The organism is Williamsia sp. Y721, assembly GCF_059683565.1.
In genome coordinates, this window is sequence record NZ_JCASNH010000001.1 from 961017 (window position 1) to 975433 (window position 14417).

13 protein-coding genes are annotated in these 14417 nt (G+C 64.3%); 5 read left to right on the top strand and 8 right to left on the bottom strand.

Going from position 1 to position 14417, the window contains the following annotated elements:
* Positions 1–8: 8 nt before the first annotated feature.
* Positions 9–290: a muconolactone Delta-isomerase gene (gene catC, locus AC56PL_RS04130; protein WP_497153067.1), complete on the top strand. Its 282-nt coding sequence runs from the start codon at positions 9–11 to the stop codon at positions 288–290.
* Between the two features lie 81 nt (positions 291–371).
* Here catC and AC56PL_RS04135 read toward each other — a convergent pair whose 3' ends face one another.
* The 3 genes from AC56PL_RS04135 to AC56PL_RS04145 all read right to left on the bottom strand — a co-directional run bounded on the left by AC56PL_RS04135 (position 372) and on the right by AC56PL_RS04145 (position 2875).
* Entirely contained in the window at positions 372–1343 is a 972-nt protein-coding gene (locus AC56PL_RS04135; protein ID WP_495515116.1) for a hypothetical protein, read from the bottom strand.
* Positions 1344–1481: 138 nt separating this feature from the next.
* Positions 1482–2129 carry a CoA transferase subunit B gene (locus AC56PL_RS04140; RefSeq protein ID WP_497153068.1) on the bottom strand — a complete coding sequence of 216 codons (648 nt, stop codon included), beginning with the start codon at positions 2127–2129 and terminating at the stop codon, positions 1482–1484.
* Positions 2126–2875, bottom strand: a complete 750-nt coding sequence (locus AC56PL_RS04145; protein ID WP_482135271.1) for a CoA transferase subunit A — start codon at positions 2873–2875, stop codon at positions 2126–2128. Before AC56PL_RS04145 ends, AC56PL_RS04140 begins: the two co-directional genes overlap by 4 nt.
* Before the next feature lie 91 nt (positions 2876–2966).
* Between AC56PL_RS04145 and pcaD the strand changes: the two genes are divergently transcribed.
* The 3 genes from pcaD to AC56PL_RS04160 all read left to right on the top strand — a co-directional run bounded on the left by pcaD (position 2967) and on the right by AC56PL_RS04160 (position 5369).
* The gene (gene pcaD / locus AC56PL_RS04150) at positions 2967–3716 is read left to right on the top strand and encodes a 3-oxoadipate enol-lactonase (RefSeq protein WP_495515118.1); all 750 of its coding nucleotides are present in this window, start codon (positions 2967–2969) and stop codon (positions 3714–3716) included.
* Positions 3713–4492: an IclR family transcriptional regulator domain-containing protein gene (locus AC56PL_RS04155; RefSeq protein WP_495515119.1), complete on the top strand. Its 780-nt coding sequence runs from the start codon at positions 3713–3715 to the stop codon at positions 4490–4492. Before pcaD ends, AC56PL_RS04155 begins: the two co-directional genes overlap by 4 nt.
* Positions 4493–4589: 97 nt before the next feature.
* Complete coding sequence (locus AC56PL_RS04160) at positions 4590–5369, top strand: IclR family transcriptional regulator domain-containing protein (RefSeq protein ID WP_495516037.1); 780 nt, start codon at positions 4590–4592, stop codon at positions 5367–5369.
* A 3-nt stretch (positions 5370–5372) separates the two neighbouring features.
* Here the strand turns inward: AC56PL_RS04160 and AC56PL_RS04165 are convergent, their stop codons facing one another.
* The 5 genes from AC56PL_RS04165 to AC56PL_RS04185 form a co-directional block, all read right to left on the bottom strand.
* Entirely contained in the window at positions 5373–8030 is a 2658-nt protein-coding gene (locus AC56PL_RS04165) for a helix-turn-helix transcriptional regulator (RefSeq protein WP_497153069.1), read from the bottom strand.
* 41 nt (positions 8031–8071) lie between these two features.
* A complete protein-coding gene (gene benC / locus AC56PL_RS04170) occupies positions 8072–10726 on the bottom strand; it encodes a benzoate 1,2-dioxygenase electron transfer component BenC (protein ID WP_497153070.1) in 2655 nt (884 codons plus the stop codon).
* An 11-nt stretch (positions 10727–10737) separates the two neighbouring features.
* Entirely contained in the window at positions 10738–11253 is a 516-nt protein-coding gene (gene benB, locus AC56PL_RS04175) for a benzoate 1,2-dioxygenase small subunit (RefSeq protein ID WP_495515122.1), read from the bottom strand.
* Positions 11250–12635, bottom strand: a complete 1386-nt coding sequence (benA, locus tag AC56PL_RS04180) for a benzoate 1,2-dioxygenase large subunit (protein ID WP_495515123.1) — start codon at positions 12633–12635, stop codon at positions 11250–11252. Before benA ends, benB begins: the two co-directional genes overlap by 4 nt.
* A gap of 95 nt (positions 12636–12730) precedes the next feature.
* The gene (locus AC56PL_RS04185; RefSeq protein ID WP_497153071.1) at positions 12731–13270 is read right to left on the bottom strand and encodes a VOC family protein; all 540 of its coding nucleotides are present in this window, start codon (positions 13268–13270) and stop codon (positions 12731–12733) included.
* Positions 13271–13441: 171 nt separating this feature from the next.
* Between AC56PL_RS04185 and AC56PL_RS04190 the strand changes: the two genes are divergently transcribed.
* Complete coding sequence (locus tag AC56PL_RS04190; protein WP_497153560.1) at positions 13442–14209, top strand: SDR family NAD(P)-dependent oxidoreductase; 768 nt, start codon at positions 13442–13444, stop codon at positions 14207–14209.
* Positions 14210–14417: the final 208 nt, after the last annotated feature.

Here is a 14417-nt window from a genome sequence, read left to right on the forward strand (position 1 = left end):
ACACAGCAATGGCACTTTTCCATGTACGCATGGACGTCGACATCCCCCGCGACCTCGATCCCGAGGTCAGGGAGCAGACACTCGCCAAAGAGAAGGCGTACTCGCAGGATCTGCAGCGTCAGGGCAAGTGGATACACATCTGGCGGATCGCCGGAAAGTACAGCAACGTCAGCATCTTTGACGTCGAGACCCCGGACGAACTCCACGACCTGCTGTGGAACCTCCCGCTGTTCCCATACATGACCGTCGACGTCACGGCACTCGCCAAACATCCGTCGTCGATCAAATAAACTGCGCCACAAACCCACCCATTCCAGCCATTTCCACACGTTGCAACGTGTGGAAATGGCTGGAATGGGTGGATTTGTTCGTCAGATGACGTCGGCGATGGTGAGTATCTTGCGGATCCGGGCCCGCAGCTGCTCAGGGTTCCGGAAGTCATCCCACACCCACCGGATGACCAGCAGGCCTTCCTCCCGTAGCCGGTCCTCGCGGCGCTTCTCCCTGATCACCGCATCCGCCACCGATTCGCCGGGGCGTCTGTGTTTCTCGTACTTGACACGCCCGTCGAACTCTCCGACCACCTTTCCGTCCCAGTCGAAGTCGACGCGGGCGACCAACCGTCCCTCGGCGTCTCGATACTCGGTCTGCAGAGCTGGAACCGGTATCTCACACCACTCGATCATCAGTGCCCGACTCAGGGATTCGCCCACCGACTCGGCATCCCCATCCGCAACCTCGAGCGAGCGCCGAAGTGTCGCGATCCCTGTCGTCTTCCCCGCTCGGTCGGCTATCGACCGCAACTCGGCATGGGAGACACCAAGGCGTAATGCGTGATCAAGGACGACTACCGCCTGGGCAAAGGTGCCCTGGCGAGCTATGTCGCAGGCAGTCAGTGCAAGCTTGGTCAGGAGCACGCCGTCGACCACTGTGACGTCCGAGAGTGTCAGCGGTCCTTCGTGGAGGTGCAGTTGCCGCGTGCGGCGTCCACCCGCCTTCACATAGAAGTGAACACGATCTTGTTCAGGTGCAAGCACGTTCAACCTGTGAATCGCCGCCGCGGAGGTGTGGCTCACCACGCGCTCCTTCGACCGTCCGGCAATTGCGATGACGAGTTGGCGATACTTCTCGTCATACGACGAGTTCGCCGCGTCGGTAGCGATGGTTGTCGGGCGGTAAACACCGCGGGTGATGCGCTCCAGTGAGCCATGCCGGTGTGCGCGCCGAAGTTCGGGATCGCCACGATCTCCGGTACGGACCTGATCGCTGCGTCGGATCAAGCCGTCCGGGCTGGGTGTGAAGTCCATGTGTGGATCTTCGGCAACGGCGACAGTGCGACGCACGCCGAGAATCGTCTTAGCGCAGCGTCTGTGGATGGATGAGCGAACTGTGGACCACCCACAAACCCACCCGCTCCAGTCATTTCCACACGTTGCAACGTGTGGAAATGACTGGAGCGGGTGGGTTTGTGGGTGCAGAGGTCAGGCGGGGACGTCGGCGTCGACGAGAATGGTCGTGCCGGTTTTTGCCTGGAGTTCGTCGTAGGTCACGTCCGGAGCGAGTTCGACCAGGCGCAAACCGGCGGGGGTGACGTCCAGGACCGCGAGATCGGTGATGATCCTTTGGACGCAGGCTTTTCCGGTCAGGGGTAGGTCGCAGGTGTCGAGGATCTTCGGGGCACCTTTGCGCGTGAGGTGGTCCATCATCACGATGACCTTGCGGGCTCCGTGGACCAGATCCATCGCGCCGCCCATGCCTTTGACCATCTGTCCGGGGACCATCCAGTTCGCCAGATCGCCACCGGCGCTGACCTGCATGGCGCCGAGGACCGCGACATCGACGTGTCCGCCGCGGATCATCGCGAACGAATCGGCCGAGTCGAAGTAGGAGGCGCCGGGGTTCACGGTGATGGTCTCTTTGCCTGCGTTGATCAGTTCGGGGTCGACCTCTTCTTCGGTGGGATACGGTCCGACGCCGAGAACCCCGTTTTCTGAATGCAATTCGACGGAGATGTCCGGCGGGAGATAGCTCGGGACGAGGGTGGGCATACCGATGCCGAGATTGACGTATTGACCGTCTTCGAGTTCAGCGGCCACGCGGGCGGCCATCTGTGGGCGTGTCCAGCTCATGCTCGTACCGTCCTGTTCTCTATGCCCACCTCGACCTTGCCGACGTGCACCACGCGTTGGACGTGGATACCCGGGACATGTACCTGATCTGGGTCGATGTCCCCGGGCTCGACAAGCTCTTCGACCTGGGCGATGGTGATTCGCCCGGCGGTCGCGGCAGGCGGATTGAAGTTGCGTGCGCTGCGACGGAAGACGAGATTGCCGTGGCGATCGCCCTTCCATGCGTGCACAAGTGCGTAGTCGGTGACGATGCCCCGCTCGAGGACGTAGGTTTCACCGTCGAAGACGCGGGTTTCCTTGGGTGGACTGGCCAGGAGGACGCCCCCCGATCCGTCGTACCGCAATGGCAGTCCGCCTTCGGCGACCGCAGTGCCGACACCGGCCGGGGTGAAGAACGCGGAGATGCCCGCACCGCCGGCGCGCAGGCGCTCGGCAAGCGTGCCCTGCGGGGTCAGTTCGACCTCGAGTTCGCCGGACAGATATTGCCGGGCGAACTCCTCGTTGGACCCGACGTAGGACGAGATCGTTCGCCGGATGCGGTGGTCATTGAGGAGTAGGCCGAGTCCGAATCCGTTGGTGCCGCAGTTGTTGCTCACCGTTTCGAGGTTGGTTGCGCCCTGTTCGAGCAGGGCTTTGATGAGGACCTCGGGCACACCTACCAGGCCGAAGCCGCCGACGGCGAGTGATGCGCCGTCGGGGATGTCGCTGACTGCTTGGGCTGGGGTGCTGATGACTTTGTCGAGCATATGGACACCGTAGCGCTTGTACGCATATAGTACAAGTGTACGAATAGCGTACAACGAAAGGATGATGATGCCTGTTCGGTTAGGTCATGTCGTGAGCGGTACCGGCGACGCAGAGCAGACGGTTGTATTACTGGGTTCCCTCGGTTCGAACAGGTCGATGTGGGATCCGCAGCGAGAGGCCTTGGCGGGTGCCGGGTGTCGGGCCATCGCCCTCGATCACCGTGGACACGGAACCTCGCCGACGCCGACGGGACCGTACCGCGTCTCCGACCTGGCCGATGACGTGATCGCCACCCTGGACGAACTGGGTGTCAACGACTTTCACGCCGTGGGCCTCTCGCTAGGCGGTGCCGTTGCGCAACAACTCGCCATTTCCTATCGGGCCCGCGTGAAGACTTTGGCGTTGCTCTGCACCGCGGCCAAGTTCGGTGAGTCCGACGCCTGGTTCGAGCGCGCGGCGACCGTCCGTGCACAGGGCGCCGCATCCATCGCCGAGGCCGTTGTCGGGCGTTGGTTCACGAGTGATCTGGCAGCCGCTGATCCCGCGCTGGTACAGATGGCACTGAAGATGGTGCAGGGCACCGACAGTGAGGGCTATGCGGCCTGCTGCGAGGCGTTGGCGCACTGGGATTCTCGCGATGAACTCACAGAGATCACCGCGCCGACGCTGGCGATCGCCGGAGCCCAGGATCCCTCGACACCACCGGCGACACTTCAGATTCTGGTCGACGGGATCGAAGGATCCCGGCTCGAAATCCTCGATCCCGGAGCGCATCTGGTGAATCGAGAGCAGCCCGCCGCGGTATCGGCGCTTCTTCGCGACCACATTTTGCGATCATGACTGCCGGCTCCGGTGATCATGTCCAGTCACTTGCCCGCGGGCTGGCGGTGATCCGTGCGTTCGATGCCGAGCATCCCCGGCAAAGCGTCAGCGAGGTCGCGGCGTCCACCGGGCTGTCGCGGCCAGCTGCCCGACGGTTCCTTCTGACCCTTGCCGATCTCGGGTACGTGCGGTCTGACGGCACTGCTTTCTGGCTCACCCCGCGCGTACTGGACCTCGGTTACAGCTATTTGTCCAGCCTGTCGCTGCCGGAGGTCGCCGGACCCCATCTCGAAGCGCTGACCGCCGCGGTGCACGAATCGGCATCGGTGTCGATACTCGACGGCGACGACATCGTCTACGTCGCGCGTGTGCCGGTGAGCCGGATCATGGCGGTGTCCATCACGATCGGTACCCGATTCCCGGCATACGCGACGTCGATGGGGCGGGTTCTGCTCGCGGGTCTGGAACCGTCGGACCTCGACGATTACCTCGAGCGGGTGTCGCCGGTCGCCCTGACCGAACGCACCAAGCTCACGACCACCGAACTGCGGGACGAGATCGAGCGGGTCCGGCACGACGGGTTCTGCATCGTCGACGAGGAACTCGAATTGGGTCTGCGTTCGCTGGCGGCACCGATTCATGGGCGTGACGGCTCGGTGATCGCTGCGGTGAACATGTCCACCCAGTCCGCGCGGTACAGCCTCGACGCTGTGCGCGACGACCTGCTTCCCGAACTGCTGAAGACCGCGGCGGCCATCACGGCCGACGTGGCCCGTGCAGCATCCGCACGCTGATCGACAACAGGCGAATCCGCCACCTGACGGCCCGCAGTCTGCCCGCAATGCGTACGGTGGATCCCGCGGACAACCAGGAGGGACACCTGTGACCGAGATCGGTGTGGACAGAGATCGGGACTACATCCAGAGCATCGAGCGCGGCTTTGCCGTGCTCCTGGCTTTCGATGCCGATCGGCCGAACCCGACCCTGGCCGAATTGGCCACTGCCACCGAGCTTTCCCGGCCTGCGGTGCGCAGAATCCTGCTGACCCTGCAGCGCCTGGGTTACGTCGCCGGAAGCGGCGGGCGGTGGTCCCTGACCCCCCGCGTGCTGAGCATCGGGCAGCATTACACCGCATCGCACTCGCTCGCGGACACCGCGATGCCCCACCTGCTGCGAATCGCGGAGACAACCCATGAGTCGGCATCGTTGGGTGTGCTCGACGGTCTCGACGTGGTTTACGCGGCGCGTGTCCCGGTCCGTCGGATCATGAGCATCAATGTGTCGGTCGGGACGCGAATCCCGGCGTACGCCACGTCCATGGGCCGGGTTCTGCTGGCCTGGGCGTCGCCTGCCGCTGTGGAGGCGCTCATCGAACAGATCGATTTTGGGCAACGGTTGACGGAGTCGACGATCGCTTCCGGCGCCGACCTCGAACGCGAGCTCGACAACGTCCGGACGCGCGGATACGCGCTGACCGAGCAGGAACTCGAAGTGGGGTTGATCTCGCTCGCGGCACCGGTGCGAGATGCCGGCGGAACGGTGGTCGGTGCGCTGGCCTGTTCGACGTCATCGGCGCGATCGACTGCCGAATCCTTTGCGGCACAGACTGCTGACTTCCTCGTCGAGGTCGCGGCCGATCTGAGTGCGGATCTGGGCAGCAGGCAGCGCTGAGGGCTAGTGGTACCGATTGGCCAGCTCGACGCGCGACCGCAGGCCGAGCTTCGAGTAGATGCGGGTGAGATGATATTGCACCGTCTTGGGTGAGACGTAGAGCTCTGCAGCCACTTCTTTGTTCGTAAGCCCTTGGGAAACAAGCTTTATGACCGCGTCTTCCTGGGGTGTCAGGTCGGCGTCCGCGCGCGAGAGGGTGGCGTTCACGCCCCCGGCCCGCAGTTCCCGGTCGCAGCGTTCGGAGTATGTTGTTGCACCCAATGAGGCGTAGATGTCGCGCGCTGCGGACAGGAGTGGGTCGGCTGACCGTCGCTTACCTGCCCGGCGCAAGGTCTGGCCGTAGGCAAAATTGACGCGCGCCAAGTCATAGCGCAGCGGTAGGCCGTCCAGCAACGACAATGCCTTCTCGAACGACCGCCGGGCCCCTGGCAGATCGCCCGACGCTCCGAGAAGTCGCCCGCGTGCGTATCCGAGTCGGGCCAGTGTCGACCGGTGACCGGTCTTGCCTGCGAGTTCTTCCTGTGTGTCCAACAGGGATTGGGCGGCGGCGAGTTGTCCGTCTATCACCAGGGCATTGGCCAGAACATCGGCCCACGGCCAGAAGCCGGGCTGTTCGAGCGCGGTTCCCGGCGCCATGGCACGGACCGGATCCAGTGCGCGGATCACGGCTACGTAGTCGGCGGTCGCCTCGGCGATCTGGGCCCGGGCGATCAGGGCCGGTGCCCGCATGATCTCGTAATCCCGCGTGACGGACTCGGCGGCGTGCAGGGCATCGTGCGCGTGGTCCCAGGATCCTCGCAACACATGGACCTGGACCGCGGTCCATTCCAGAAGCGGTGTGGCCAGAACGATTCCGCTCGTATCAGCCAACCGGCGACCATCGGCAACGGTGCTCAGCGCCTGGTCCCAATCGCCGGTGAGGAACTGCAACCGGGCCAACCAGCCGTAGGCCCACATCGAGATTCGCGCGGAACCGCCCATATGGGCGGTGGCAACGGCGGTTTCGAGATTGGTACGGGCGCCGTCGATGTCGTCGTTGGCAAGTTGGAGCCAGCCTCGGCCGAGACTGACACGCTGCGCCTGGACGCCGGGGTGCACGCGCCGTGCCAGGCCGCGATAGGCATCGTTGGCCAGATCAGGCCGGCCTGCCGACGCGAGACCCAGGCCGCGGATCGCTTCCGCCTCGATGGCGGCGGGGGAGTCGGGCTGCGCCAAAGCCAGTGCCCGGTCGACCCATTCGACCACGTCATGACCACGGCAGCGACTCAACGAATGCAGGACGTGGCGCTGGGCGATGAGTGCTGCCGCCTCGGGGTCGGTGCTGCTGTCGACGATGTCCCACGCCCGCTGCATCCGGATTTCGGCTTCGGCGGCGCGGCCGCGAACGATCGCGAGATAGGCGAGCACCGCATTGCCCAGTGCTGTCTCGGGCATTGCCTCGATCTCGGGGACCAGCGAGAGTGCTGCCGCGGTATGGCCCGCTGCCACCAGCGAATCCGCGGTGCGGGTCAGACGGTCTTCGCGCGACGACTTGTCGGTCGAGAGACGACTGGCCGCCCGGAAGAGCTCGGCAGCTTCCGACCAGGCGCCCGCCGTGCCGCGTTGGCGAGCCAAGACCTCGGCCTCCGCGGCCAGCTCCTGATCGGTGGTGGCGGTGGCGGTGACGCGGTGGATCAGGCTGCGGACCGGATCGTCGATGATGTCGGCGGCCCGCAGGTGGGTGCGTCCCCCCGAGGCGGCACCCATGATGTCGAGGACCGCGACCCGGGTGAGCCGATCTCGGAGCACGGCGCCATAGGAATGCCGGATTTCGGGTGCGTCGACGAGCAGTCCCGCGGCTTTGCCCTCGTCGATGGCGGTCAACGGTGAGGGCGAATCGGCAAGTGTCACAGCCTCGGTGAACGAACCGGAATCTCCGAGGATGGCCAATGCCTCGATCAGCGACCGCCCCTCCGGCCCGCACCGGCCGAGCTGTGCACGCACACGCGACACCACGCGCGCCGGTGCGGGTAGCGCTGTGCCCGGATGGGTCCAGACCCCCGCCGGGAGTTCATCGAGCAGCTCCGAGACATGCCGTGGGTTGCCACCGGTGTGCTCGGTCAGCTCCGTGAGCATCGCCGGATGGATCTCTGTGGCCCGGCGACGCGCGAGCTCATCGACGGCGGCGGCGTCGAGGCCGTCGAGCACCACGATGTCGGAGGCGAGCGCGGCCGCCTGCGATGCCGGGTCGGTGATGGTCAGGACCACCAGCAGCGGGATGCTGCGATGATGGCGAACCGCAGTTGCCAAGGCCTGCAAAGACAGTGCATCGGATTGCTCGGCGTCATCGATGATCACCAGGCATGGTCCGGTGGAATCAGTTGCAGCCGAGGCATACTCGGCAATCCGCGCGGCGGCGTCGAGAGCGTTGCCTGGCAGGTCTTGCCGGAAGAGTTGGTGGAGAACTGCGCCGGCGCTTGCGGACTCCCACGGCGCGGTGGCGGCCGACCACACCGATCCGTCGTGTGCGTCGGCAAGGGCTTGCACGAATGTGGTCTTCCCGATGCCTTCTTCTCCACACACTGCGACGATCCACGCGCCGTCGGTGGCGGTCGCTGCGAGTCGTGCAGCGATCGCCCCGAGTTCACGGTCCCGCCCGACACAGACCGTCGTAGACCTCATCGATCCATTCTAGGACCGGGTCGACCTATGTCCGGGGAGATTCACCCACGGTCTCCGCCCGCGACCGGGAGGATCGTCCCGGTGATGTACGACGCCTCGTCGGAGGCCAGGAAGCAGATGGCCGCGGACTGTTCCTCGAGGGTGCCGTACCGCTTCATGAGCGATGATCCGATCGTCTGATCAACATGAGCTTGTTGCCATGCGCGTTGGGTCTCATCCACCGGCAGCGGTGTGCCCCGCGAGATGCGCCGCGGGGGAGCCTCGGTGCCACCGGGTGCGGTCGCCACCACGCGGATACCGGCGTCGGCGTACTCCATCGCCAGGGAGGCGGTGATGGCATTGATCCCGCCTTTGGCCGCCGAATACGGGATGCGGTTGATACCGCGCGTGGCGGCGGAGGAGACGTTGACGATGACGCCACTGCCGCGGTCGACCATCGTCGGCAGGGCTGCGCGGCATGTGTACAGGGTGGTGAGCAGCGAGCGGTCGATCTCGGCGCGGATCTCGGCGTCGGTGAACTCGATGAACGGTTTGAAGTTGATGGCGCCGCCGACATTGTTGATCAGGACGTCGACCTGGCCGAACGCCGACAGGGCCTGGTGGACAACGCTGTCCGCACCTTCCCAGTGCTCCAGATCCGCGGTGACCGCGATGGCGTTGGTCCCGCCCGCGGTCAACTCGTCGGCGAGGTCTTTGACGAGTTCGGACCGGTCGACGAGGACGAGTTCACCGCCCTCGGCACTGATGCGGCGTGCGGTGTGCTCGCCGATACCCTGCGCGGCGCCGGTGACGACCACAACCTTCCCGGTGAATCTGCCGGGCGTGACGAAGCGTGGCGCGCGGGCCGCTCGGGTTTCGGCCATGGCTCGGCGCATCGTCTGCTTGGATCTGTCGGCATGGGCGATGATCAGCGATCGTGCGGTGTCGCGGTCGCCGGTTTCGAAGGCGGCAACGATGCCCATGTGGTCCTGAGCGCACAGTGGATGGCACCAGGTTGCGTTGCGCAAGACCTCGCTCATCCGGCCTTTGACCCCCAGCGCCGTGTAGGCCTGCAGCAGGTGTTCGTTACCTGTCAGGGTGAACAGATAGTCGTGAAACGCGGCGTTGGTCTCGGTGTATTCGGCCGCGTCGACGAAGTGATCATCCGCCACGTGCGGCAGTGTGGACTCGGCGAGCAACCGGTACCCGGCCAGCTGCCTGGTGCTCAAGCGGCCCAAGGTGACCTCGAGCGCGCCGAGTTCCAGAGCCGAGCGCGCCTCGAAGATCGCATCGGACTCGTATACGGCCGGATGATCCTCGCCGATCTGGTACCCGCCGGTGCCCACGGTGACCGGGCTCGTCACCGGCACACGCGGGGCCGTCGTGACCGCCGCCCGGACGGATTCGGGCTCGGCCGCGTCCGTACCGGAGACCCGGGTGTGGGGTTCGGTCACGGGTTCGGCGGGGAACATGATCTGCGCGGCGATCTGCCGCGGCGCGGTGCCCTCGTCGATCACCTCGACCGGCGTCGGCCAGGGTTCGATCTGCGCGGCAGGCAACATCGTCTGTGCGGCGATGGCACGTGCCTCCGGTGCCGGGATCAGTTCCTCATCGGAGTTCGGTTCCTCGGCCGGTGATTCAGTGGCCGCGGGTGTGGTGGCGGCCGGTACCGCGAGTGCGAACTTCTCGTAGTAGAAGCCGGTCGGTTCGATCCCGGCGTCCTTGACGTGGACTCGCACCGACTCGACCATCGGCGGTGGACCGCAGAGGTAGAGCGCGACATCTCCGTCGTAGAGATGTTGCGGTGCAATGAGACTCGTGACGTACCCCTTGTTGGGCGCGGCGCTGGTCGGATCGGTCACGCAGTGGTCCCAGGTGAATCCATCGAGCCGGGTGGCCAGTGCGTCGAGTGACGCGGTCTCCACCAGGTCGTTGTCGGTGCCGACACCGTAGATCAGGTGAATCTTGCGGGTGCTGCCCTCGGTGTCGAGCTTGCGCAGCATGGACAGGATCGGTGCCAGTCCGGTACCGCCGGCCAGAAGTAGTACGGGACGGTCGCTTTCGCGGAGGAAGAACGAACCGTGAGGCCCGGTGAAGGTGAGGGTGTCGCCGATTGCCGCCCGGTCGGCGAGGTAGTCCGACATCGCGCCGCCAGGGTTGAGTTTGACCAGGAAGCTCAGCCGCTCAGCGCCAGGGTCGTTGCTGAATGAGTAGCTGCGAGTGACGTCGGTGCCGGGCACCGAGATGTTGACGTACTGCCCGGGCAGGAAGGCCAGTGCGGGCCGATTGGCGATCTCCACCGCGAACCGCACCGTGGTCGGTGAGAGGTGTTCGAGTTCGACGAGTGTGCCGGTGTAGGTGGCCGCCTCGGTCTTGGCGATCGCGGAGGTGGCGGCGATCTGGAGCACCAGGTTCGACCGTGGTTTCATGCTGCACGGCAGTGCGTACCCGGCCGCGGCCTCGTCTTGCGACAGGGCGTCGTCGATGTAGGTTCCACCGTCGTAGTCGCCGGACTCGCAGAGCGCCTTGCACGTGCCGCAGGCTCCGTCGCGGCAGTCCAGCGGAATGTTGATGCGCTGACGGTACGAGGCGTCGGCCACCGTCTGGTCTTCCCGGCAGGTGATGAAACGGGTGACGCCGTCCTCGAACGACAGCGCGATCTGGTGGTCGAGCTCAGGGGCGGCCGCCGAAGTGGGCGCCTGTTCGGTGGTTGTCATATCCGGATCCTCTAGAAGTGGTAGACGTCGACGACGTGGTGGATGTAGTCGTTCTTCAGCACCACGGTCTTGCGCCGGATCAGGGGTTGCTCTCGGGAGAAGTCGATCGTGTAGAACGAGGTGCCGTAGTACGGATCGACGGTCTTGTACCGGAAATACATGGTGTGCCAATTGAATCGAACATCAACCAGATCCCCGCGCCGTTCGATGACCTCGACGTTGCTGATGTTGTGGCTGGTTCGGGGTTCGGGAAGCGATGTGGCAGAAGAACGTTCGGTTCTGATGCGGAACACCCGGTCCTCGAGACCGCCCTTGTTGCCGTAGTAGATCAGCGAGATGTCGCGCTGTGGATCCTCCACCAGACGATCGTTGTCGTCCCAGGCGGGCATCCAGTAGACGACGTCGTCGGCATAGCAGTCCAGCCACTTCTCGAACTCGCGGTCGTCGAGGTATCGCGCTTCTCGATAGAGGAACTGCTCGATGATGTTCTGCGTGATCAGGGCAGTGCCGGTTTCGGTTGTGGTCATCGGTTCGCTCCGGTCTCGGTCTGCTCTTCTGCGGTCAATGCCGTGCGCATGGTGTCGAGCCAGTACCCGTGCTGGACCGGGTAGAGGCCTTCGTCCTCGTTCTTGACACCCGCCGAGATGATGTTCTCCATCCCGAGGGAGATGGCGACGTCGTCGGGACCGGTACGCCAATGCTGTGCACCGCGGCTCATGTCGTTCCAGGGAGCGGCCTGTGCCCGGAACGTGAGCTGGCAGGACCGGAACTCTTCGAGGTCGTCCGGGGTTGCCATGCCAGAGGCGTTGAAGAAGTCTTCGTATTGCCGGATCCGGTGTGCACGGGCCTCATCGCTTTCGCCCTTGGGCGCGATGCAGTAGATCGTGACCTCGGTCTTGTCCGGAGCGATTGGCCGGAAGTGGCGGATCTGCGTGGAGAACTGGTCCATCAGATACACGTTCGGGTAGAGGCACAGGTTGCGTGAACCCTTGACCATGAACTCGCCCTTGGCATCTCCGAACTCTTCCTTGAGCTCATCGAGCTTGTCCCAGAGCGGTCGGTCCTGCGGATTGCCTGCCCAGGTCCACAGGCACAGATGGCCGTTCGGATACGACCAGTATCCGCCGCCGGTCTTACCCCAACTGCCGGCGTCCAGTGCCTTGGTGTCGTTCTTCGACTCGCCGGTTCCGCGGCGCGATGTGGTCGCGGCGTAATTCCAGTGGGTCGCGGTCACGTGATAACCGTCGGCGCCGTTCTCCGCCTGCACCTTCCAGTTGCCGTCGTAGGTGTACGTCGAGCTACCCCTCAATACCTCGAGACCCTGTGGGGACTGGTCGACGAGCATGTCGATGACGGTCGTGGTGTCACCGAGATGCTCACGGAGCGGCAGCACGTCGGCGCTCAAACTGCCGAACAGGAATCCCCGGTAGCTGTCGAACCGGGCGACCCGGGTCATGTTGTGAGAACCGTTGACGTTGAACGACTCCGGATATCCGGCACCTTCGGGATCCTTGACCTTGAGCAGTGTTCCGTCGTTGCGGAACGTCCAACCGTGGAACGGGCAGGTCAAGGTGGTTCGGTTGTCGGTCTTGCGCCGACAGATCATGGCACCGCGGTGGGCGCAGGCGTTCACCAGGCAGTGCAACTCACCCTGCTTGTCCCGGGTGATGACCACCGGTTGTCGACCGATGTTCGTCGTGAAATAGTCACCGGGATTCGCGACCTGACTCTCGTGGGCCAGATAGATCCAGTTGCCCTCGAAGATGTGCTTCATCTCGAGTTCGAAGATGTCTTCGTCGGTGAAGATGCGTCGATTGGTACGGAATATCCCGGCGTCGGGATCGTCGATCACCGCATTGGCGAGGACATCCGCCACGTGGCCATGTTCGTTGGTTGTCGGTGCGCTCATCAGTGCCTCCAGGTGTGAGTTCTCCTGACACCGTCACACGAAGTGGCCTACATCACACTAGGCAAATGCCTAGTGATTACCAAGGGGGGGGGTGATCAACGAGCGTGGTCGGCGAGACGAGCCATGATCCGTGACATCAACTCCCGATCAGCACGCGGACCGCCGGGGGTCTCGGCGCCGTATCGCTCGATCTCGACGTCGAGGTCGAGGGCGCGGGTCGGCGCCACGCCGGGCACGATCTCTTCGTCGAGTCGGGAATCGGGTACCAACCAGGTGACCTCGAATTCGAGGCCGTCGGGGTCCCGGCCGTACAGGGCCTTGGTTCCGGCATGGTTCGACGCTCCATTCAGTGCGCAGGCAGCCTGGAGTCGATCGCGGGTCCGTGCGAGTTCAGCAAGGGTCTCCACTTCCCAGGCGAGGTGGTAAAGACCGACCGAACCGTCGGCGGCACGAGGGCCGGTGGCCTGAAACAGGCCGAGATCGTGGTCGTTGGCCGAACCGGCGCCGCGGAGGAATGCGCCGCCGGGGAAATCGATCGGGAGTCGTTCAAATCCCAATACGTCGCAATAGAACACCGCGCTGCGCGTGACGTCCGAGACGAACAGGACAGCGTGATTCAAGCTGCGGATCGACATCTGAATTCCTTCGGTTGGCTCGGGTGGGGGCGGGCTCGACGCGCACGAAGTGATTGGGCTTCAGCCTATGTTCGGTGCGCGGGCGAAGCGCCACTGTGATCCGGTACATATTGTTTGATGTGACCTACGCGACCGCGTGCGCTGATGAACCCGAGAGAGTCTGGCTACTTCATGCAACTGAAAGACAACACCTTCCTCGTCACGGGCGGAGCCTCCGGTCTAGGTGCCGCGACCGCTGCCGCCATCGTCGAAGGAGGTGGGCGAGTGGTGATCACAGACTTGGCAACATCAGACGGCACGACAACCGCCAAGAGCCTCGGCGACGCGGCGCTGTTCGTGCCCGCAGACATCACCGACGAGGTGTCGCTCACCGAAGCGCTCGATGCAGCCGAAGTCCACGGGCCCCTACGCGGAGCCGTGCACTGCGCCGGTCGCGGCGGAGACCGGATGCGGATCCTGGACCGGGACAAGAACCCGGCTCCGCTCGACAGTTTCAGGAATGTCATCGAGGTCAACCTCGTCGGTACGTACAACGTGCTGAGGTTGGCGGCGTCCCGCATCGCGCGCAATGAACCGATCGACGGTGAACGGGGCGCAATCGTGCTGACTGCCTCGGTAGCGGCATTCGATGGGCAGATCGGGCAAACGTCATATACCGCATCCAAGGCCGCGGTCCACGGCATCACCCTCGTATCGGCCCGAGACCTCGCCAGTGTGGGTATTCGGGTGAACACCATCGCCCCGGGTGTATTCGACACACCGATGCTTGCTCGCCTCCGCGAGGACATCCGGGAAGGGCTCGCCGCCGACGTTCCGTTCCCCAAGCGGCTCGGCGACCCCGAAGACTACGCGGGGATGGCACTTACGTTGCTACAGAACGGATATGTCAACGGCGAGACCATCCGCCTCGACGGTGCGATTCGGATGGCTCCACGCTGAAACCTCATGGTGCGACACTCCTGATCACAGCGAGGCGCTCAATCAGACCATCGTCTTGAGGCGATCGTTGTCCATGGAGCTGGGTCTGACCTATTGCTTGCCGCATCCCGGGGAAGTCGGACTCCGAACGCTGATACGTTGTTAAGCGATGATTTGCCAGAGAAAACATTGACTGATTTTGGTTTGACCCCGACGCAGTTTCGGACAA